The sequence below is a fragment of the Micromonospora sp. WMMD987 genome, from assembly GCF_029581435.1.
Classification (GTDB): Bacteria; Actinomycetota; Actinomycetes; order Mycobacteriales; family Micromonosporaceae; genus Micromonospora; species Micromonospora rifamycinica.
Genome location: NZ_CP120861.1, coordinates 6,347,148 through 6,366,701 on the forward strand (window position 1 = coordinate 6,347,148; position 19,554 = coordinate 6,366,701).

The 19,554-nt window shown below is 73.1% G+C and carries 18 protein-coding genes; 10 read left to right on the forward strand and 8 right to left on the reverse strand.

The window, feature by feature from the left end; all coding sequences use genetic code 11:
• Positions 1–155: 155 nt before the first annotated feature.
• From O7612_RS27025 to O7612_RS27040, 4 genes are all read left to right on the forward strand, one after another.
• Positions 156–2,609, forward strand: a complete 2,454-nt coding sequence (locus tag O7612_RS27025; RefSeq protein ID WP_282268501.1) for a M28 family peptidase — start codon at positions 156–158, stop codon at positions 2,607–2,609.
• 82 nt (positions 2,610–2,691) lie between these two features.
• The gene (locus O7612_RS27030) at positions 2,692–3,141 is read left to right on the forward strand and encodes a GNAT family N-acetyltransferase (RefSeq protein WP_282268503.1); all 450 of its coding nucleotides are present in this window, start codon (positions 2,692–2,694) and stop codon (positions 3,139–3,141) included.
• 122 nt (positions 3,142–3,263) lie between these two features.
• Positions 3,264–3,521: a hypothetical protein gene (locus O7612_RS27035; RefSeq protein ID WP_282268505.1), complete on the forward strand. Its 258-nt coding sequence runs from the start codon at positions 3,264–3,266 to the stop codon at positions 3,519–3,521.
• Entirely contained in the window at positions 3,499–3,645 is a 147-nt protein-coding gene (locus tag O7612_RS27040; RefSeq protein ID WP_282268506.1) for a hypothetical protein, read from the forward strand. The genes O7612_RS27035 and O7612_RS27040 overlap by 23 nt, the downstream gene beginning before the upstream one ends.
• 266 nt (positions 3,646–3,911) lie before the next feature.
• Here O7612_RS27040 and O7612_RS27045 read toward each other — a convergent pair whose 3' ends face one another.
• The 3 genes from O7612_RS27045 to O7612_RS27055 all read right to left on the reverse strand — a co-directional run bounded on the left by O7612_RS27045 (position 3,912) and on the right by O7612_RS27055 (position 4,717).
• Complete coding sequence (locus tag O7612_RS27045; RefSeq protein ID WP_067315484.1) at positions 3,912–4,166, reverse strand: Smr/MutS family protein; 255 nt, start codon at positions 4,164–4,166, stop codon at positions 3,912–3,914.
• Positions 4,167–4,234: 68 nt separating this feature from the next.
• Positions 4,235–4,429 (reverse strand): DNA-binding protein, encoded by a 195-nt coding sequence (locus O7612_RS27050; protein WP_282268508.1) that lies wholly within the window; start codon positions 4,427–4,429, stop codon positions 4,235–4,237.
• Positions 4,430–4,504: 75 nt separating this feature from the next.
• Positions 4,505–4,717 carry a DNA-binding protein gene (locus O7612_RS27055; protein ID WP_282268510.1) on the reverse strand — a complete coding sequence of 71 codons (213 nt, stop codon included), beginning with the start codon at positions 4,715–4,717 and terminating at the stop codon, positions 4,505–4,507.
• A gap of 364 nt (positions 4,718–5,081) precedes the next feature.
• Between O7612_RS27055 and O7612_RS27060 the strand changes: the two genes are divergently transcribed.
• Positions 5,082–5,261, forward strand: coding sequence for a hypothetical protein (locus O7612_RS27060; RefSeq protein WP_282268512.1), 180 nt, complete (start codon positions 5,082–5,084; stop codon positions 5,259–5,261).
• 32 nt (positions 5,262–5,293) lie between these two features.
• Here O7612_RS27060 and O7612_RS27065 read toward each other — a convergent pair whose 3' ends face one another.
• The gene (locus O7612_RS27065) at positions 5,294–5,662 is read right to left on the reverse strand and encodes a tetratricopeptide repeat protein (RefSeq protein ID WP_282268514.1); all 369 of its coding nucleotides are present in this window, start codon (positions 5,660–5,662) and stop codon (positions 5,294–5,296) included.
• 92 nt (positions 5,663–5,754) lie between these two features.
• Complete coding sequence (locus O7612_RS27070; RefSeq protein WP_282268516.1) at positions 5,755–6,525, reverse strand: ROK family protein; 771 nt, start codon at positions 6,523–6,525, stop codon at positions 5,755–5,757.
• Positions 6,526–7,226: 701 nt separating this feature from the next.
• Between O7612_RS27070 and O7612_RS27075 the strand changes: the two genes are divergently transcribed.
• The 3 genes from O7612_RS27075 to O7612_RS27085 all read left to right on the forward strand — a co-directional run bounded on the left by O7612_RS27075 (position 7,227) and on the right by O7612_RS27085 (position 10,163).
• Positions 7,227–8,864 (forward strand): ABC-F family ATP-binding cassette domain-containing protein, encoded by a 1,638-nt coding sequence (locus tag O7612_RS27075; protein WP_282268517.1) that lies wholly within the window; start codon positions 7,227–7,229, stop codon positions 8,862–8,864.
• A gap of 37 nt (positions 8,865–8,901) precedes the next feature.
• On the forward strand, positions 8,902–9,216 hold the full coding sequence (locus O7612_RS27080; RefSeq protein ID WP_282268519.1) for a hypothetical protein: 315 nt from the start codon (positions 8,902–8,904) through the stop codon (positions 9,214–9,216).
• A gap of 221 nt (positions 9,217–9,437) precedes the next feature.
• Positions 9,438–10,163: a methyltransferase domain-containing protein gene (locus tag O7612_RS27085; RefSeq protein ID WP_282268521.1), complete on the forward strand. Its 726-nt coding sequence runs from the start codon at positions 9,438–9,440 to the stop codon at positions 10,161–10,163.
• A 57-nt stretch (positions 10,164–10,220) separates the two neighbouring features.
• On the opposite strand, the gene O7612_RS27090 is transcribed toward O7612_RS27085, so the two are convergent.
• The gene (locus O7612_RS27090) at positions 10,221–11,222 is read right to left on the reverse strand and encodes a LacI family DNA-binding transcriptional regulator (protein WP_282268522.1); all 1,002 of its coding nucleotides are present in this window, start codon (positions 11,220–11,222) and stop codon (positions 10,221–10,223) included.
• 140 nt (positions 11,223–11,362) lie between these two features.
• Here O7612_RS27090 and O7612_RS27095 point away from each other — a divergent pair, with 140 nt between their 5' ends.
• Positions 11,363–12,874 carry an alpha-N-arabinofuranosidase gene (locus tag O7612_RS27095; RefSeq protein WP_282268523.1) on the forward strand — a complete coding sequence of 504 codons (1,512 nt, stop codon included), beginning with the start codon at positions 11,363–11,365 and terminating at the stop codon, positions 12,872–12,874.
• Between the two features lie 67 nt (positions 12,875–12,941).
• Here O7612_RS27095 and O7612_RS27100 read toward each other — a convergent pair whose 3' ends face one another.
• Positions 12,942–14,438 carry an amino acid permease gene (locus O7612_RS27100; protein ID WP_348774312.1) on the reverse strand — a complete coding sequence of 499 codons (1,497 nt, stop codon included), beginning with the start codon at positions 14,436–14,438 and terminating at the stop codon, positions 12,942–12,944.
• A gap of 584 nt (positions 14,439–15,022) precedes the next feature.
• Here O7612_RS27100 and O7612_RS27105 point away from each other — a divergent pair.
• Positions 15,023–16,522 carry a family 10 glycosylhydrolase gene (locus tag O7612_RS27105; RefSeq protein WP_282274068.1) on the forward strand — a complete coding sequence of 500 codons (1,500 nt, stop codon included), beginning with the start codon at positions 15,023–15,025 and terminating at the stop codon, positions 16,520–16,522.
• A gap of 82 nt (positions 16,523–16,604) precedes the next feature.
• On the opposite strand, the gene O7612_RS27110 is transcribed toward O7612_RS27105, so the two are convergent.
• The gene (locus O7612_RS27110; RefSeq protein WP_282268527.1) at positions 16,605–19,463 is read right to left on the reverse strand and encodes an adenylate/guanylate cyclase domain-containing protein; all 2,859 of its coding nucleotides are present in this window, start codon (positions 19,461–19,463) and stop codon (positions 16,605–16,607) included.
• Between the last annotated feature and the right edge of the window lie 91 nt (positions 19,464–19,554).

Consider the following 19,554-nt stretch of genomic DNA (forward strand, 5'->3'; position numbering starts at 1 on the left):
CGGTCCGCCCGGTCCAGGGCGTACCCGGGCAAGGCCGTCACCGGATGAGCGTCCGGTCAGCCCCGCGCGTCACGGTTCGGTCCCGGTACGCCCCCGCTCCTTCCCGGCCGGGGCAGGATGATGCCCACCCCCGCACCACCTCCGAGGAGTTCCCCGTGGGCGTACCCCCCGCCTCCGCCGCCGACCGGGCGCTGACCCGGCCCCCGCGTCGCCCGCTCGCCGCCCTGGCCGCCCTGTTGGCGCTGGTCGCGGTGGGTGCCGCGATGCTGGTCACCCTGGCCACCCCGACGCCCCGGCCGGCGGACGCCCCGGCCGACGAGTTCAGCGCCGGGCGGGCCTACCGGACCGTGCAGACGGTGGCGACCCGACCGCACCCGGCCGGTAGCGCCGTCAACGACCAGGTCCGTGAGCACCTGGTCGGGACGCTGCGCGGGCTGGGCCTTCAGACCGAGGTGCAGGACACCGTCGCCCCGGAGGCCGGGCAGCTCAGCGGGGCGGCCGGCGGGGCCACCGTCGCCCGGGTCCGCAACGTGGTGGCCCGGCTGCCCGGCACCGCCTCCACCGGCCGGGTCTTCCTGGTGGCGCACTACGACTCGGTGCAGACCGGCCCGGGTGGCAACGACGACGCGGCCGGCACCTCCACCGTGCTGGAGGTGGCCCGCGCGCTGGCCGCCGGCCCTCGGCTCCGCAACGACGTGGTGTTCGTGCTGACCGACGCCGAGGAGGCGTGCCTGTGCGGGGCGGCGGCGTTCGCGGCGAGCCACCCGCTCGCCGCCGACGGCGGGGTGGTGCTCAACCTGGAGGCCCGGGGCTCCACCGGGCCGGTGATCATGTTCGAGACGTCCCGGGACAACGCCGGTCTGGTGGCCGCCTTCGGCCGGGGCGCACCGCACCCGGTGGGCACCTCGTTCGCGGTGGAGATCTACCGGGCGCTGCCCAACGACACCGACTTCACCGCCTTCCTCGACCACGACTTCGTCGGGTTGAACTCGGCGTACATCGACGGGGGCGCGATCTACCACACCCCGCTGGACACCCCGGCGGCGATGGACCGGGGCAGCCTCCAGATGCACGGTGACAACGCGCTCGGCCTGGCCCGGGAGTTCGGCCGCACCGACCTGACGGCGTTGCGGTCCGGCCACGACGCCACCTACTTCCCGGTGCCGGGCGGGCTGGTCCGCTACCCCGGCTGGTTGACCTGGCCGCTGGCCGCCCTGGCGGTGCTCGGGGTGCTGGCGCTGGGCTGGCTGGTCCGGCGTACCGGCCGGGCCGGCACCGGCCGGCTGGTCGCCGGGTTCGGGCTGGCGCTGGTGCCGATCGTGGCCGCGCCGCTCGCCGCCCAACTGCTCTGGGCGGGGATCACCGCGCTGCGCCCCGGCTACGCCGAGCTGCTCGACCCGTACCGGCCGGTCTGGTACCGGCTGGCGGTGGGGGCGCTCGCCGCCGCGATCCTGCTCGCCTGGTACGCGCTGGCCCGCCGCCGGGTCGGCCCGGCGGCGCTGGCCGTCGGCGGGCTGGGCTGGCTGGCCCTGCTCGGGCTGGTGCTGGCGGCGCTGGTGCCCGGCGGGGCCTACCTGGTCACCCTGCCGGCGCTGGCCGGCGCGCTCGCCGGCCTGGTGGCGCTGCGTACCCGGATCGACGGCCCGTGGCCGGTGGTCGCGGTCACCCTGGCCGGCGCGGTCGCCGTGGTGATCCTGCTGCCCACCGTGGTGCTGCTCTTCCCCGCGCTGGGGATGGCGATGGGCGGGGTGGCGGCGCTGTTCGCGGTGCTGCTCGGGCTGGCCGCGCTGCCGGTGCTCGACCTGCTGCACCCGGCGGCCAGCGGCCAGCGCGGCCCGGTCGCCGGCGACGAGCGCGACCCGGCCCCCGGCGGCGAGCCCGGCCCGGTCGCCGCCCGGGCGCGCCGGCTCGGCGCGCTGCCGGCCGTCGCCGCCGCGCTCGCCGCCACGGTGTTCGCCGGGGTCGGCCTGGCGGTCGACCGTTTCGACGCCGACCACCCCGTTCCCACCCATTTGATGTACGCCCTGGACGCCGACACCAACGAGGCGCAGTGGATCACCCGGGAGGAGGAACCTCAGCCGTGGACCAAGGAACACGCCGGTTCGCACTTCACCGAGTACCTGGGCGCAGCATTTCCCGGCCTGGGTAGGGAGTCGGTATTTACCGGGGTGGCCCCGGCGGCGAACCTGCCCGCGCCGACGGTGCAGGTGCTGGCGGACACCACCGCCGGCGGACTGCGCACCCTGCGCCTGCGGCTGCTCCCCCAGCGCACCGTCCGGCTGGCCACCCTGCACGTGGATGCGAACACCGCCGAGGTGACCCGGGCCGAGGTGGCCGGCCGGGAGGTGCCGGTCGGACGGCAACTGACCGTCGAGGAGGCGTCGCTGGACCGGTGGGGCTTCGGGATCGTCTTCCACGCCCCGCCTGCGGAGGGCGTCGAGATCACCCTGACCGTACGACCCCGGGCCGGGCAGGTCGCGTTGCGGGCGATGGACGCCAGTGACGGGCTGGAGGCTCTGCCGGGGTTCCGGAAGCGGCCGGCGGGGGTGGGGGTGGTCGGCTCGCACACCTCGGAGATGCTGGCGGTCGCCCGCACCTACCCGCTCTGACGACGTGGCCGGAGGCGGTCGGTCATCCGTGGCCATGGATAACCGGTCGCCCGGACCGGCGGGGCGGACTACGGTCCGCAGGATGCGGCTGGAGAAGGTCACCCCGGAGAACTACGAGGCGGCGCTCAAGCTGTCGGTACGCCCCGACCAGGAGGATCTGGTCGGACCGGTGGTCAAGTCCCTGGCCGAGGCGTACGTCTTCCCGGACATCGCCTGGCCGAGGCTGATCTTCGACGGCGACCGGCTGGTCGGCTTCCTGATGGCCTTCCTCGACTACGCGTGGGGCGACAACCCCGAGGACGTCCGGTCCGGCCTCTGGCGACTCAACATCGCCGCCGACGCCCAGGGGAAGGGTTACGGGCGGTTCGCCGTCGAGGCGGTGTGCGCGGAGATCCGCGCCCGGGGCGGCGACCGGGCGTACGTCACCTGGGTGCCCCGGGAAGGTGGGGCGGAGGGCTTCTATCTGAAGCTGGGCTTTCGGCCGACGGGCGAGCAGAGCGAAGGGGAGACGGTCGCCGTCCTGGACCTCTGACCGGGCATCGTGATCGGGCGCGGGTCACCAGCCGGGCTGACTCACCTTCCTAGGGATTTCGGGCCGACACAGCCTCAGCTGGTTGTCCGGCTCCGGGACCGTCCAGCGTTACCGTGACCTCCATGACCGCCGCACACGCGTTCGAGTATGAGGTTCCGCCTCATGCCGGTCCGCCGTCTGAAGCTGTCGAGGCGGCTGAGGAGGGCAACGTCGTCTACCTCAGCCACCAGGGGCAGCGGGTGGCGGCGATCGGGCCACCGACGGCGCTCGATCCGCAGGGGCTGGAGAAGATCAGACAGTATCTGGAAGGGATAGCCAGAAACCCGAACCGGACGGACGCTCTACGCGCCTCGGCTCGTGAGCAGCTTGCGCCAGCTTGACGAGATCATCGAACAGGCGATCAACGAGGAGGACGCCCAGGCATGCGACGACGCACTGGCGTCGATGCGTGCTGGTGAGTCGACACAGCCGTGGAGCACGGTCAAGCGGGAGCTCGACCTGTGACATGGAAGATCGAGCTCACCAATGCTGCGGCGCGCGAGCTGGCCAAGCTGGATCGCACCACCCAGGTCCGGATCGGTTCCGCGATCGATCAGCTGGCGAGTTGACCCTCGACCCACCGGCTGCGTGAAGCTCTCCGGCGGAGATACCAAGGGGCGAATCCGGGTAGGTGATTTTCGGGTCATCTACCTGATCCTGGAGACCAGGTGCTGATCGCCGTCGTGCGAATCGCCCATCGCAGAGAGGTGTACCGGTCTTTCTAGGGCACGTCACTTCCAGCGGAAGTGGACGAAGAGGCGGCCGAAGTTCTTGGAGTCCTTCTCGACCCGGTGGTAGAGCTGCTTGACGTCCTTCTGGTCGAGGAAGCGCAGCACCTTCTTCTTGAGCTGGCCGGACCCCTTGCCAGGGATGATCTCGACCAGGGTGGCCTTCTTCGCCACCGCCTCGTCCATGATCCCGCGCAGGGCACGGTCGATGTCGTGACCCTTGTTGAAGATGTCGTGCAGGTCCAGCTTGAGCTTCATCCCGCCTCCCCCACCTGCGCAGCCGCCATGGCAGGCCCATCGTAGGCCGGCACGCGTCGGAGCGAGGCTCAGGCTTCGTCGGGCAGGTTCGGCCGGTACTCGCGGATCCAGGCCTCGATGTCCTCGGTACGCCAGATCCGACCGGTGGCGAGCGTCTCATAGGGCTTCGGCCAGTCGGGGCGCTTCATCAACTGCTCGACGCGTTGCCTGCTCACGCCCAGCCTCATCCGGATCTCGTACGCGCCCATGAGATGCCGGCCCATGAACGGAGGCTACCGGGCGGGCTGGCCACTCTCTGTGACGAGTGGTCAGCCAGATAGCTGCCCGGCGTACTGGAGTCAGGCGAGCTGTTCCTCGTCGTCTGCCTCGCCGAGGTGGGGGCGGTGTTCACGAATCCACGCCTCGACCTCTGCCTTGAGCCACACAGCACCCATCCCGAGCCGGTCGTACGGCTGGGGGAAGTCGGGCCGGTCGATGATCTGGCGCGCTCGTTGTCGGCTGACGCCGAGCCGCGTCGTGATCTCGCCTGCCCCGTAGAGATGGCGTGGCACGGCGCGAGAGTAGCCAGACCGCCAGTGGTCAAACCGCAGCTAGCCGAACTACACCTTGCCTAACGCACCCTTGCACCTTGACAAGCGGCGAGCGGGCCAACACGCTGGGGTGATGTCACAGCAGTCCCCCGCGACCCCCTCGGCCCACGCGCTGGTGGCCGACGCCACGGAGAATTCGATGGACCTCAGCCGGAGCAGTCCCAGCAGACCGCGTGACCGGTTCGGCACCGAAACGCAACGAAGCTCGAACGCCTCGCCGGTCCACGCCCGCCCTGGCGGGGCCGTGCGGCCACACGTACCGATGCGGCCCCTCTGGTTGTGCCGGGTGTGTGCCGCGCCGTGGCCGTGTCAGCCCGCCCGGCTGATGCTGACCAGGGACTACCGGCGGGACCGCGTCGGGCTGTCCGTCTACATGGCCGGGCGGCTGTTCGACGCCACCGGCGACCTGGTCACCCTCAACCCGAACGCCGTCCCGGCCCCGGCGGAGCTGTTCGACAGGTTCCTGGCCTGGACGAGACGCAGAACCGGGCCGGGAGAAGAGTAGAAGCCCTCCCCCGGCCCGGCGCGATCAGGGACTCAGCGGCCGTTGCCGACCCGGCTCTCCACCCGGCGCAGCGCGGTCACGTAGTCGTCGTTGGCCGAGTGCATGGCCGCCGCGATGCGCAGGTGCCGCAGCGCGTCCGGGTAGCGGTTCAGCCGCTCCAGCGTCCGACCCAGCACGTGGTGGGCGTAGTGGTCACTGGGATCGCGGTCGACCAGCTCCCGCAACTGCTCCTCGGCGCGGCCGAGCTGGGCGGTCTGGAAGTACGCCCGGGCCAGCAGCTGACGTACGGAGGAGTTGCCGGGCTCGGCCGCCACGATCGGCTCCAGCAGCCGGACCGCTCCGCTCGGGTCACCCATCTCGAAGTACATGGTCGCCCGCCGGTACTCCGCCAGAAGATCCATCCCGACCCACCCCCTCGCGTCACGTCGTCATTGCTCCGACGCTGGCACAACACCGGGCGTACCGCGAGTGTTCCTGGGGGTGGACTTGTGGCTCAGGAGGCCGGATCGTCCCGTTCGCCGGTCAACTGCCAGGCCCGCACCCCACCGACGATCCCGGCCGTGTTCGGCACGATCACCACGTCGTCGCCCATCCGGGCCACCTGCTCGGGGCGGATCAGCCGCGAGTTGCCGCCGCCGAGGTAGAGCCGGTCCCAGCGGAACACCGGGCGCAGCCCGTCCACCACCTGCCGGATCCGCCGGGACCAGAAGGCGTCGCCGAGCCGCCGCCGCTCCGGCTCCCCGACGTACGTGTCGTAGGTGGTGCCCCAGCGGACCGGGGCGTGCGACAGCTCCAGGTGCGGGGCGAGCCGCCCACCGTCGAAGAGCGCGCTGCCCAGCCCGGTGCCGAGGGTCAGCACCAGCTCGCAGCCGGTTCCGGCGACCACCCCGGCACCGTGCACCTCGGCGTCGTTGAGCACCAGCGCCGGCATCCCGAACGCCTCGGTGACCGCCCGGCGGGCGTCGTACCCGGACCACTCGGCGAGCAGGTCCGGGTCGACCCGGCTACGCGGCCCGGACCGGGTCACGTAGTGCGGCGTCGCCACCACCACCCCGTGCCGGATCATGCCCGGCATCCCCACCGTCACCCGGTCCGCCCGGGGCAACCGCCCGGCCAGCTCCACCAGCGTCTTGACGAACAGCCCGGGCGGCAACGGGTACGGGGTGTCGACCCGGATCACCGGTGCCCGCAGGGTGCCGTCCCCGTCCAGCACCGAGCCCTTGATGCCGCCGCCCCCGCAGTCAACCGCGAACGTCAATCCCACACCCCCACCTTGCCCCACCCGCCCCCGTTCCTCCCGCCCCTCCCCCACCTTTCGCCGACCGGGACCGGCCAGCCCGATCCCGGCCACCGGGCCGCCCACCGACCCCACGCCAGCCCACCCCACCCATCGAGCCCACCCACCGCCCCCGGGCCAGTCCCAACCCGACCACCGACCCGGCAACCCGACCCCGACCACCGACCCGGCTTTCCGGCCCGGAAGACCCGACGGCAGAGGTGACAGGCGGCGGTGTGCGGGTTTGTGGAGAGTTGTTGTCGCCATAGCCGCAAGAACTCTCCACAATCTGGAGCACGGACCACCGTGCCCGTCGGCTGCCGGCCACGATGCCGAGCTGCGCTTCCGGGCCGTCCACCACGACGGCGGCACGGACGACCGTGCCCGTCGGCTGCCGGCCACGACCGGAATCCCACGGCCACCGCATCCACCCACCGCGAACCGGCCAGCCACCACACACCACGACCGAGCCGGCGCACACCACGACCGAGCCGGCGCACACCACGACCGAGCCGGCGCACACCACGACCGAGCCGGCGCACACCACGACCCAGCCAGCACAGGCCGCGAACCGGCCGCCACAGACCACGACCCAGTCAGCACAGACCGCGAGCCGGTGGCCGGGACAGCAGCAGGGCGGGCCGCGCGGCGTCCGCACCCGGACCGGCGGGCGATAGGCTCGGGGCCTCATGAGCGCCACGATGATCGTCAAAGGACTCGCCGCCGGGCACGGGGAGCGGACGCTCTTCAGTGACCTCGACCTGGTGGTCGCCCCCGGTGACGTGGTGGGGCTGGTGGGCGTCAACGGAGCGGGAAAGTCCACGCTGCTGCGGACGCTGGCCGGGTTGCAGGGCGTGGAGGAGGGCAACGTCTCGGTGAGCCCGCCGGGTGCCTCGGTGGGCTACCTGCCGCAGGAGCCGGAGCGGCGGACGGGCGAGACGGTCCGCGACTTCCTGGCCCGTCGGACCGGGGTGACCGGCGCGCAGGCGGCCCTGGACGCCGCCACCGACGCGCTCACCGCCGGCACGGCCGGGGCCGACGACGCGTACGCCGGGGCACTGGAGCGGTGGCTCGACCTGGGCGGCGCGGACCTGGACGAACGCGCCGCCCAGGTCGCCGCCGAACTGGGGCTCACCGTCGAGCTGGACCACCCGATGACCGCCCTCTCCGGCGGCCAGGCGGCCCGCGCCGGGCTGGCCTCGCTGCTGCTCAGCCGCTACGACGTCTTCCTGCTCGACGAGCCCACCAACGACCTGGACCTGGCCGGTCTGGACCGGCTGGAACAGTTTGTCACCGGGCTGCGTGCCGGGACGGTGCTGGTCAGCCACGACCGGGAGTTCCTCACCCGGACGGTGACCCGGGTGCTCGAACTCGACCTGGCGCAGCAGCAGACCCGGCACTACGGCGGCGGCTACCGCGCCTACCTGGAGGAGCGGGAGGTGGCCCGCCGGCACGCCCGCGCCGACTTCGAGGAGTACGCCGACACCCGGGCCGCGTTGGAGGCCCGGGCCCGCACCCAGCGGGCCTGGATGGAGAAGGGCGTGAAGAACGCCCGCCGCAAGGCCACCGACAACGACAAGATCGGCCGGAAGTTCCGGGCCGAGGCGACGGAGAAGCAGGCGGCCAAGGCCAAGCAGACCGAGCGGCTGATCGAACGCCTCGACGTGGTCGAGGAGCCGCGCAAGGAGTGGGAACTACGGATGGAGATCGCCGCCGCGCCCCGGGCCGGTGCGGTGGTGGCCTCGCTGCGCGACGCGGTGGTCCGTCGGGGCGACTTCACCCTCGGGCCGGTGAACCTCCAGATCGGCTGGGCCGACCGGGTGGCGATCACCGGCCCGAACGGCTCCGGCAAGACCACCCTGCTCGGCGCGCTGCTGGGTCGGCTGCCGCTCGACGCCGGGCACGCCGCGCTCGGCCCCGGGGTGGTGGTCGGCGAGGTCGACCAGGCCCGGGGGCTGTTCCTCGGCGACCAGCCGCTGCTGGAGGCGTTCGGGGCCGCCGTACCCGAGATGACGCCGGCAGACGCGCGGACGCTGCTGGCCAAGTTCGGCCTGCGGGCCGCGCACGTGCTGCGGCCGGCGGCGACGCTGTCGCCGGGCGAACGGACCCGGGCGGCGCTCGCGCTGCTCCAGGGCCGGGGGGTCAACCTGCTGGTCCTGGACGAGCCGACCAACCACCTCGACCTGCCGGCCATCGAGCAGTTGGAGTCGGCGTTGGCCGGCTATCCGGGGACGTTGCTGCTGGTCACCCACGACCGTCGGATGCTGGAGGCGGTCAGCGTCGACCGGCGGCTGCGGGTCGCCGACGGGCGGATCGCCGAGGACTGATCCGCGCCGTCCGGCAGCGACGGGATGACAATGGGTCATGCTCAAGTGGGAGTACGCGCTGCTGGTACGGCGTCGCCAGCCGACCGCCTCCGACCTCAGCTGGGAGGTCGTCTTCGTCTGGTACGGCCCCGACGGCTCGATGATCGACGTGACCGCCTACGGGGACACCGCGCTGGCCCACCTGAACCGGGCCGGCGACCAGGGGTGGGAACTCGTCGGGATGAGTGAGGACCCGTCCCTGGCGGGCCACAACGAGCTGCACCGCTACCACCTCAAGCGGCCGAAGGTGGCCGGCGCACCCCGGCAGCGCAGCCGGGGTGCCGGCCGGTCGATCCGCCGCAACGGTGGCTGACCAACCGGCCCGCAGCGAGTGGCGCCCCCGGTCGGCGGCTGACCGTCGGCCCGCGCCGGTCGGCGGCTGACCGCTGACGGCTGACCGCCTCACCGCTGACCGCTGACCGCTGGCGGCTGGCGGCTGGCGGCTGGCGGCTGGCGGCTGGCCCGTAACGGGTGACACCCCGGTCGGGTGGTGTGCCGGGCCGGAGAGCGGGTAACGGCCGGCGGGAGGTGGCCATGGTCGCGTTGGCGCAGGCACCGCCCTCGGCCGAACGGCTGCGGGCGCTCGACGGGTTCCTCGACGCGGCCTGGGCCGAGCAGGCCCGCCACGACGAGCGGTTACGCGGACTCGCCGTCGAGGTGCGGTTCGACCGGGGGGTCGCCCACCTCGCCGGGGAGGTGGCCGAGCCGGGTCAGTTGCGGCTGGTGCGCGAGCTGGTCGGCCGGCTCGCCGGGGTGTACGGCGTGTGGGGGCGGGTACGGGTCGCCGGTCGGGATCCGGTGGTGGTGGACCTGGGCTGCGGCGGCCAGAAGCAGTACCCGACGAGCCTGGGGCTGGACATCTTCCCGGCGCCCGGGGTGGACGCGGTGGCGGACCTGTCCGGGTCGCTGCCGCTGGCCGACGCCTCCGTCGACGTCATCTTCACCGTGCACATCCTGGAGCACCTGATCGACTTCCTGCCGCTGCTGGACGAGTGTCACCGGGTGCTCCGACCGGGCGGGGTGCTGCACGTGATGAGCCCCTGGTGGGGGCACGTGAACGCGGTGGCCGACCCGACCCACGTCCGGCTGCTGGACGTACAGACGATCAAGGGGGTCTGCGGCCAGCGCCCGCCGGGTACCCCGCGCTGGTATCCGCTGCACGCCGGCTGCGACGGCGCGTCCATCTTCGCCGACCTCACCCCGCTGCCCGCCGACGCGCCACCGGTCGCCCCGGCCCACCTGGCCCGCTTCTTCGACTGACTACCGGTCGGGGGTGCCGACGACCCGACCGCTCCGACGCAACGGCGGCCGCCGGGGTCAGGTGGTGCTCTCGCGGGGGGTCAGGCGGTGCGGGGCGGTGAGTTCCCGTGGGGGCGCGTCCCGGTCGCCGGCCAGCCGGCCGGCGAGCAGGTCGACCGCGAGCCGGGCGATCCGTTCCTTGTCCGGGGCGACGGTGGTCAGGGTGGGCACGCTGAACCGCCCGTCCTCGATGTCGTCGAAGCCGGCGACGGCGACGTCGGCGGGGATCCGGAGCCCCGCCTCGTGCAGGGCGCGGAGCGCGCCGAGGGCGAGGGTGTCGTTGAAACAGAAGACCGCGTCCGGGCGGGCTCCGGAGGCGAGCAGGTGACGCATGGCGGCGGCCCCGTCGGCGCGGTGCCAGGCCGGGGTGGCGGCGACCAGGCGCTCGTCGTACCCGAGACCGGCCTCGGCCAGGGCGGCGGTGTAGCCGGCCAGCCGGAGGCGGGCACCGGCACCCTCGGGGGTGTGCTGCGCGCCGACGGCGGCGATCCGGCGACGGCCGAGGCTGACCAGGTGGGCGGTCATCTCGCGGGCGGCGGTCACGTTGTCGATCACCACGTGGTCGGCGGTGCCGTGGTCCACCCGCTCACCGAGCAGCACCATCGGCAGGCCGTCCAGGCCGGTGAGATCGTCGGCGGTCAGGGACAACGGGCTGAAGATCAGACCGTCGATCATGTGGTCGCCGATGCCGGCGGCGGCGACCCGTTCCCGCTCGGGGCCGCCGCCGGTCTGGTCGATGAGCACGGTCCAGCCGTGGTCGGCGGCGGCGGCGACCACGTGCCGGGCCAGCTCGGCGAAGTACGGGATGTCCAGCTCCGGGACGGCGAGGGCGATCACGCCGGTACGCCCCTTGCGCAGGTTGCGGGCGGACAGGTTGGGCCGGTAGCGGAGTTCGGCGATGGCCGCCTCGACCCGCGCCCGGGTGTCCGGTCGTACGTGCTGGTAGCCGTTGACTACGTTCGACACGGTCTTGACCGACACCCCGGCCCGTTCGGCCACATCCTTCAGTCTGTGCCGCACGATCGGTCACCTCCCGCTTCCGACTCCGGACTCTATCGCGCGCCGGACGAGCCCTTTACAACGTTGGTTACAACGTTGTAGAAACACGGGTGGCGGCGTGACCGCCGTCACGGAGCAGGGCGAGGAAAGGTGGCACCCCCGTGCGTACAGCCCGGTTGACGATCGACCCGGCCTTCGCGATCGGAGCCGTGGACCGACGGCTCTTCGGCTCCTTCGTCGAACACCTCGGACGCTGCGTGTACGGCGGCATCTACGAGCCGGGCCACCCCGAGGCCGACCCGCTGGGCCTGCGGCGCGACGTGCTGGCGCTGACCCGGGAGCTGGGTGTCTCGATGGTCCGTTACCCCGGCGGCAACTTCGTCTCCGGCTACCGCTGGGAGGACGGCGTCGGCCCGGTCGACGACCGCCCCCGCCGGCTGGACCTGGCCTGGAAGACCATCGAGACCAACGCGTTCGGCCTCGACGAGTTCATGGCCTGGGCCGCCGCCGCGCAGGTCGAGCCGATGATGGCGGTCAACCTCGGCACCCGGGGCGTCCAGGAGGCGTGCGACCTGCTGGAGTACGCCAACCACCCGGGCGGCACCCGGCTGTCCGACCTGCGTCGCGCCCACGGCGCGCAGCAGCCGTACGGGATCCGGCTGTGGTGCCTCGGCAACGAGCTGGACGGCCCCTGGCAGGTCGGCCACAAGACCGCCGAGGAGTACGGCCGGCTCGCCGCCGAGACCGCGCGGGCGATGAAGCTGATCGACCCCTCGGTCAGCCTGGTCGCCTGCGGCAGCTCCGGTCGGGGCATGCCCACCTTCGCCTCCTGGGAGGCGACCGTGCTGGAACACACCTACGAGCACGTCGACTACATCTCCGCGCACTCCTACTACGACCCGACCGACGGTGACCGGGCCAGCCTGCTGGCCTCGGCCGTCGACATGGACGCCTTCATCAGCGAGGTGGTCGCCACCGCCGACCACGTGGCCGCCCGGCTACGCCAGACCCGCAAGCTGAAGATCTCCTTCGACGAGTGGAACGTCTGGTACCAGTCCCGCGTCCAGGGCGACCTGGACGGGCGCGGCTGGGTCGAGGCGCCGGAGCTGCTCGAGGACGACTACACCGCCGTCGACGCGGTGGTGGTCGGCGACCTGCTGATCACCCTGCTCCGGCACGCCGACCGGGTCGGTGTCGCCGCCCAGGCCCAGCTCGCCAACGTGATCGCCCCGATCCGGACCCGTACCGGCGGGCCGGCCTGGCGGCAGAGCATCTTCCACCCGTTCGCGCTGACCGCCCGGTACGCCAGGGGCACCGTGCTGCGCACCGAGCCCGTCTCGCCGACCTACCCGACCAAGCGGTACGGCGACGTACCGGTGCTGGACACCGTCGCGCTGCACGACGAGGAGTCCGGCGGGCTGACCGTGTTCGCCGTCAACCGGGGCACCGACGACCTCCCGCTGGAGGTCGACCTGCGCGGCCTGTCGGGGCTGCGCCCGGTGCAGCACCTCAGCCTCGCCGCCGGGGACGACCCGGAGGGGGTCAACACCGAGGCCGAGCCCGACCGGGTGACCCCCCGGGAACTCCCCACCGCCACCGTCGACGGCGACCGCTGCGCCGTACGCCTGCCGGCGGTCTCCTGGAACGTGCTGCGGTTCGCCCCCCTGCCCTGACCGGCATCCGGGGTCGACAGCCCGGGTGCCGGCCGGCGGAACGACAGGGCCGGCACCCGGTCGGTGGTCAGGCCGGTGTGGGCTCCGAGTCGCGGTCCTCGACGGCTTCGCCGGTGGCGAGGCGGTTGCGGCGGTACCCGTAGCAGAAGTAGATGATCCCGCCGAGCGCCATCCAGATGAGGAACCTGATCCAGGTCTCGATCGACAGGTTGAGCGTCAGGTAGAGACAGGCCAACGCGGTGAAGATCGGCAGCACCGGGGAGAACGGAACCCGGAACGGCCGTTCGAGGTCCGGGCGCTTACGGCGCAGGATCGGCACCGCGATCGAGACGATCATGAAGGCGCAGAGCGCGCCGACGCTCACCAGGTCGGCCAACGCGGACAGCGGCAGGAAGCCGGCGAGCAACGCCACCGCCAGGGTCATCAGCGCGGAGATCCGGTACGGGGTGCCCCAGCGCGGGTGGATCCGGGCGACCGAGGGCGGGAGCAGCCCGTCCCGGGAGATCGCGAAGCCGATCCGGCCCATGGCCACCAGGTCCACCAGGATCACGCTGGTCAGACCGGCCACGGCGGCGATGGAGACGAGCACCCCGGCCCAGCTCGCACCGACCGCGTTGAAGGCCGCGGCGATCGGAGCACCCCGGTCGATCTCGCCGTACGGCACCATGCCGACCACGACCAGCGAGACGCCGACGTAGAGCGCGGTGGAGATCAACAGGGTGCCGAACAGGCCCAGGGTCAGGTCCCGCTTGGGCCGCCGGGTCTCCTCACCCAGGTTGGCCACCGCCTCGAACCCGGTGTACGCGAAGAAGACCACGGCGGCGGCGCTGAGCACCCCGACGAAACCGAAGACGGACGGCTCCAGCCCGAACAGCGCCTGGATGACCGGCTGCTTGACCCCGTCGTCGCCCGCGCCGGCAGGTTCGGCCGGCGGGATGAACGGGCTGAGGTTGGCGGCCTTCACGAAGAACAGCCCGGCGACCACGACGAAGACGCAGATCGCGACCTTCACCACGACCAGCAGGTTGGTGATCCGGGCGGACTCCCGGATCCCGAAGATCGCGATCACGCCGAGCAGCAGCACGATGCCGATCGCGCCGACGTTGACCACGCTGCCCTCTTCGGCGAACCAGGCGCTCGGCAGGCCGAACAGCTCGGCCAGGTAACCGGACCAGCCGCGGGCCACCACCGCCGCACCGAGGGCGAACTCCAGCAGCAGGTCCCAGCCGATGATCCAGGCGACGATCTCACCCATCGTGGCGTACGCGTAGGTGTAGGCGCTGCCGGCGGTCGGCACGCTCGACGCCAGCTCGGCGTAGCAGAGCGCGGCGAGCAGGGCGACCGCCCCGGCGATGCCGAACGAGATCACCACGCCCGGCCCGGCGCTGTCCCGCGCCTCGATGCCGGTGAGGGTGAAGATGCCGGTGCCGATCACGATGCCGATGCCGAATCCGGTGAGGTCCCGTGCGCCCAGCCGCCGTTTCAGGCCGGGGCCACCGTCACTGCCGTCGGCGTTGCCCTGGGCAACCACGTCCTTGATCGGTTTGGTTCGCAGCACGGACACTGCGCTCACCCCTCCCACCACCGCGACCACCCTGCTGGCGGCCGGTGCCGGGCGTTGCTACCCAACCCGGACCCCCGCCAATCACCCGGCCCCACCCCGGTTCCCTGACCCTGAGTCCTCCTACTGACCACTTTCGGTCACCCACCGGACCCCTCTCCGCACGCCCCCGCCCTCACCTCCTCCACCTGCTCCGCCCCACCCCTCCCCGCCCGCTCCCGGACCCACCTCTCCCGCGGTCCGCCCTTGCGCCAACCCGCCCGGGTATGAAAATTTCCCATCAGCACTCCATCCACCCCGATGAATACCGCACCCGCGGGCACGGACCCGGGGCGGACCTGGGAACGGGTGGGGCTGACGAAGGGATGTGGGGCGTGGGAGTGACCCGGTCGGGTGTGGCGGGGCTGGTGCTGGCTCTGCTCGCGGGGCTCGGTGGCGTCGGTCCGGCCGCGGCGGCCACTGCGGGCGGGGCCGCCTCCTCCGGCGGGACCACAGCCGGCAGCGGAGCCAGCGCCACCGCCAGCGGCCGGGCCGGCGGGGTGGCGTGCGAGGTCGATCCGGCGGTGCCGAAGCGGCAGTTCCGGGCCATGTGGATCTCGTCGGTGGTGAACATCGACTGGCCGAGCGCGGGTTCCCGGACCGCCCCGGACCGGATCGCCGCCCAGCAGGCCGAGTACCGGGGCTGGCTCGACCTGGCGCAGCGGCTGAACCACAACGCGGTGGTGGTGCAGGTCCGCCCGACCGCCGACGCGTTCTGGCCGTCGCGGTACGAGCCGTGGTCGGAGTACCTGACCGGGGTACGGGGGCAGGACCCGGGCTGGGATCCGTTGGCCTTCCTGGTCGCCGAGTCGCACCGGCGGAACCTGGAGTTCCACGCCTGGTTCAACCCGTACCGGATCTCCATGCCCGCTCCCGGCGGCGCGGGCGCGGATCTCGGGCAGCTCGCCCCGGACCATCCGGCCCGGCAGCACCCCGGGTGGGCGTTCGCCTACCCGCCGGCCGGTGTCGCCGGCAGCCGGCTCTACTACGATCCGGGCGTCCCGGAGGTCCGCGCGTTCGTCCAGACCGCGATGATGGACGCGGTCTCCCGGTACGACATCGACGGGGTGCACTTCGACGACTACTTCTACCCGTACCCGAGCGGCACCTACCCGGTGCCCGACGACGCCACGTTCGCCGCGTACCACCGGGGGTTCACCGACCGGGCCGCCTGGCGACGCGACAACATCGACCTGCTCATCCAGGAGATGGGTGCCCGGATCAGGGCGGCGAAGCCGTGGGTGAAGTTCGGGGTGAGCCCGTTCGGCATCTGGCGCAACGCCAGCGCCGACCCGAACGGCTCGGACACCACCGGCAGCCAGTCGTACGACATCGTCTCGGCCGACACCCGCACGTGGGTCCTGCGGGAGTGGATCGACTACATCGTGCCGCAGCTCTACTGGTACATCGGCCAGTATCCGGCCGCCGACTACGCCCGGCTGGTGCCCTGGTGGGCGCAGACCGTACGCGGCACCCGGGTGCAGCTCTACATCGGCCAGGCGGACTACAAGAGCGGCGACCCGGCCTACGGCACGTACTGGATGAACCCGCAGGAACTGTCGAACCACCTGACGCTCAACCGGTCCTACCCGGAGGTGCTCGGCAACGTGCACTTCTCGGCCGTCCAGGTGCGGGCCGACCGGCTCGGCGCGACGAGCGCCTACGCCACCGCGCACTACTCCCGCCCGGCACTGGTGCCGCCCATGCCGCACCTGCCGGCCGGGCCGCTGCTACGCCCGGCGCTGACCGGGGCCGAGCGGACCACCGACGGGGTACGGCTGCGCTGGCGTCAACCGGCCGGCGGGAGAGGTCCGCTCGGCACCGCCACGTCGTACGCGGTCTACCGGGTCGACGGCACCGGCCGGGTCGACGCGTGTGACCGCGCCGACGCGGCGCATCTCGTCGGCACCGTCCGGGCCACGCCGGGGCGGTCGCAGTCCTGGGTGGACGCCACCGCCCAGCCGGGCCGGACGTACACCTACCAGGTGACCGCCCTGGACCGGCTGTGGAACGAGAGCACCGCCTCGACGGCCCGGGTGGTCCGCTGACCGCCACCGGCTGAGGTGGCCGGCTCGGACTGCCGCACCCCGACCGACCGCGCCGTTTCCGTGCCAGCGGGCGACGCGGCGGTCAGGCCCACTCCTCCCGACGGTCCGCGTCCCGCCGGTTGATCGGCCGGGGATTCATCGGAAGGGGATTCATCGGGCGCGGTGTCACCGGGCCGGTCGTCCGGAACCGCACCGAGTCCGCGGCCATGTCCGGGTGCTCCACCGCGAACGCCAACGCCGCCGCCTCCTCCAGGCCCAGCTCGCCGCCCTCGCCGTACGCGGCGTCGAAGGCCGCGTCGCCGAGCACCCGCCGCAGGTCGGCCTGCCGTTCCAGCCAGTACGTCCCGAAGATGCCGGGGGTGCCGCGCAGCCTGGCCCGGGTGGCCTGCGCCGCGCCGAAGAGCCGGGCCGCGGTCAGCGGTTCCCCGCCCAACGCGCAGCGCACCGCCACCGCGTTCACCGTGTCACAGGCCCGCCCGTGGTAGCCGTGCCCCATCCGTGCCCGCAGCGCCACCAGCAGGTGTTCGTGCGCGGCCACCAGGTCACGCCGGGCCAGCGCCACCATGCCGAGCAGCATGTCCACCGACCGGCGACCACGCTCCACCGGCCGGGTGGCCTCCACCAGCCGGACCGCCCCGAGCAGTTCCGCCGCCTCCGTCAACGCGCCCCGCCGCCACAGCAGCTCGGCGAGGTTGTAGCTGGCCAGCAGCGCGTCACCGCTGACCCCCTGCTCGTCGGCCCAGTCGATGACCTCCCGGCAGATCCGCTCCGCCTCGGCGAACTGCTCCATGTCGATCAACGGGACGGCCCGCCCGGCGAGCACCCGGGCCAGGAGCCCCGCGTCACCGGCCTGCCGGGCCGCCGCCTCCGCCCGCTGGGAGAACCGCAGCTCCTCGCCGAACTCACCGTCCGCACCGGCGTGCAGCGAGTGCAGGTGGTACGCCGCCGCCAGTTCCGCCTCGGGAATCGCCTCGCCGGTCTCGGCGATCCGCCCGTACAGCCGGAACAGCCACAACCGGGCCTCCCGGGACAGCCCTCGTTCCCGCCACCACTGGTCCAACCCGGCGGCCAGCCGCAGCCCGGACCGGGCGCTGCCTCCGGTGGCCGACCAGCGCAGGGCCGCCCGCAGCTCGTCGGCGAGCGGGTCCAACGCGTAGAGCGACAGGGTGACCGGGCGGCCGTCCGCCCCGAGGTGCGCCCGGTGCAGCGCGTGCTGCGCCCAGGCCACGTGCCGGTCCCGGGCGGCGTGTTCCTCACCGGTCTCGACCAGCCGCCGCGCCGCGTACGCCCGGATCGGGTCGAGCATCCGGTAGGTGCTGCCGGAGGCGTGCCGTTCGGCCAGCATCATCGACTTGTCGACCAGCACCGACAGCGGATCGAGCGAGTCGTCGCCGAGCAGCCACTCCACCGTGGCCAGGTCCACCGGCCCGGCGAAGACCGCCAACCAGCGCAGCAGCCGGGACGCCCGGGGCCCCAGCGTGCGGTACGACCAGGTGACCGTGGCCTGCATGGTGAGGTGCCGTTCGGTGGCCGACCGCTGCACCGCCCGGTGCGCCGGGCTCGGCGGTGTCTGGCCGGTGGCGGCGGCGACCAGGTCCACGGTGTCCTGCTGGTTGCCCGCCCAGCCCCGGTCGACCGGGGGTTCCGGAGTGTCCCGGCCGGCGTCGAGGGTGCCCAGCACGTCGTCGAGCCGGGCGGCCAGCTGGCTGGCGGACAGCACCCGCAGCCGGGCCGCGGCCAACTCGATCGCCAGCGGCAAGCCGTCCAGCCGCTGCACCACCCGGCGCAGGTCGGCGGCCTCCGTCCACTCCGGCGGACGACCACCCCGGGCCGACGCCGTGCGGTCCAGCAGCAACGCCACCGCGTCACTCTCGGTACGCCCCGGCTGCGGGTCGACCGCCAGCGGTGGAATCCGCCACACCAGCTCCCCGGGCAGACCGAACGCCTCCCGGCTGGTGGCCAGTACCCGGACCCCGACGCCACCGGCCAGCAGCCGGGAGATCACCTCGGCGCAGGCGGCCGGCTGGGCGTCACAGGTGTCGAGCACCACCAGCATCCGGCGCAGGGCCACGTGTTCGACCAGGGTGTCCACGATCGGGCGGCCCGGTTCCGGACGCGGCCCGAGGACGGCGGCGATCGCGAAGGCCACCAGCCCCGGGTCGGTGACCGTGGCGATGTCGACGAACCACACCCCGTCCGGGTACGCCTCCACCTGGCCGGACGCCACCTCCACGGCGAGCCGGGTCTTGCCGGCCCCGCCCGCGCCGACCACCGTGACCAGCCGGTGCCGGCGGGTCAGCAGGTCCAGCTCGACCCGTTCGGTCTCCCGGCCGACGAACGACGTGACCTGGGTGGGCAGGTTGTGCGCCAACGCCTCGGCGGTACGCGGGCGGGGGAACTGCCGTTCCAGCCCGGGCGCGACGAGCTGGAACAGCCGCTCCCGGTCGTCGAAGCCCCGGAGCCGGTGCAGGCCCAGGTCGAGCAGGGCGGCCCCGGCGGGCAGCGGGTCGGCCAGCCGGGCCGTCGAGGCCGAGCAGAGCACCTGCCCGCCGTGTGCGGCGGCGGCCACCCGGGCGGCCCGGTGCACCTCCGGGCTGGCGTACTCCCCGTCGCGGGGTTCCGCGTAGCCGGTGTGCAGACCCATCCGTACCCTCGGCGCGGCCTCCGGGTTGGGCCAGTCGTGGGTGGACAGTGCCCGTTGCGCGGTCAGGCAGGCGGTCAGCGCCGCCGACGCGTCCGGGAAGGCGAGGAAGAAGGAGTCCCCCTCGGTCAGCAGCTCCGCGCCGTCGGTCTCGGCGAGGGTGTCGCGTAGCAGCCGACGGTGCTCCCAGAGCACCGGTCGGTAGTCCGGTCCGAGTAGCTGGGCCAACCGGGTGGAACCTTCGATGTCCGTGAACACGAAGGTCACCCAACCGCTCGGGAGGTGGATCCGTGGCGACATGCGTGGCACCTCCGCCCTGACGTCGGGTTCATGCTGCCCTATGGTCAACCGGTCACGCATCGTGAGAACGGTCGGGCGATATCAGACCCAA

Bases quoted from the DNA above. Each gene is read 5' to 3' on its own strand.
- O7612_RS27030 (WP_282268503.1), top strand. From the start codon at position 2,692: ATGCGGCTGGAGAAGGTCACCCCGGAGAACTACGAGGCGGCGCTCAAG.
- O7612_RS27035 (WP_282268505.1), top strand. From the start codon at position 3,264: ATGACCGCCGCACACGCGTTCGAGTATGAGGTTCCGCCTCATGCCGGT.
- O7612_RS27045 (WP_067315484.1), bottom strand. From the start codon at position 4,166: ATGAAGCTCAAGCTGGACCTGCACGACATCTTCAACAAGGGTCACGAC.
- O7612_RS27050 (WP_282268508.1), bottom strand. From the start codon at position 4,429: ATGGGCCGGCATCTCATGGGCGCGTACGAGATCCGGATGAGGCTGGGC.
- O7612_RS27060 (WP_282268512.1), top strand. From the start codon at position 5,082: ATGCTGACCAGGGACTACCGGCGGGACCGCGTCGGGCTGTCCGTCTAC.
- O7612_RS27065 (WP_282268514.1), bottom strand. From the start codon at position 5,662: ATGGATCTTCTGGCGGAGTACCGGCGGGCGACCATGTACTTCGAGATG.
- O7612_RS27075 (WP_282268517.1), top strand. From the start codon at position 7,227: ATGAGCGCCACGATGATCGTCAAAGGACTCGCCGCCGGGCACGGGGAG.
- O7612_RS27080 (WP_282268519.1), top strand. From the start codon at position 8,902: ATGCTCAAGTGGGAGTACGCGCTGCTGGTACGGCGTCGCCAGCCGACC.
- O7612_RS27085 (WP_282268521.1), top strand. From the start codon at position 9,438: ATGGTCGCGTTGGCGCAGGCACCGCCCTCGGCCGAACGGCTGCGGGCG.
- O7612_RS27105 (WP_282274068.1), top strand. From the start codon at position 15,023: ATGTGGATCTCGTCGGTGGTGAACATCGACTGGCCGAGCGCGGGTTCC.
- O7612_RS27110 (WP_282268527.1), bottom strand. From the start codon at position 19,463: ATGTCGCCACGGATCCACCTCCCGAGCGGTTGGGTGACCTTCGTGTTC.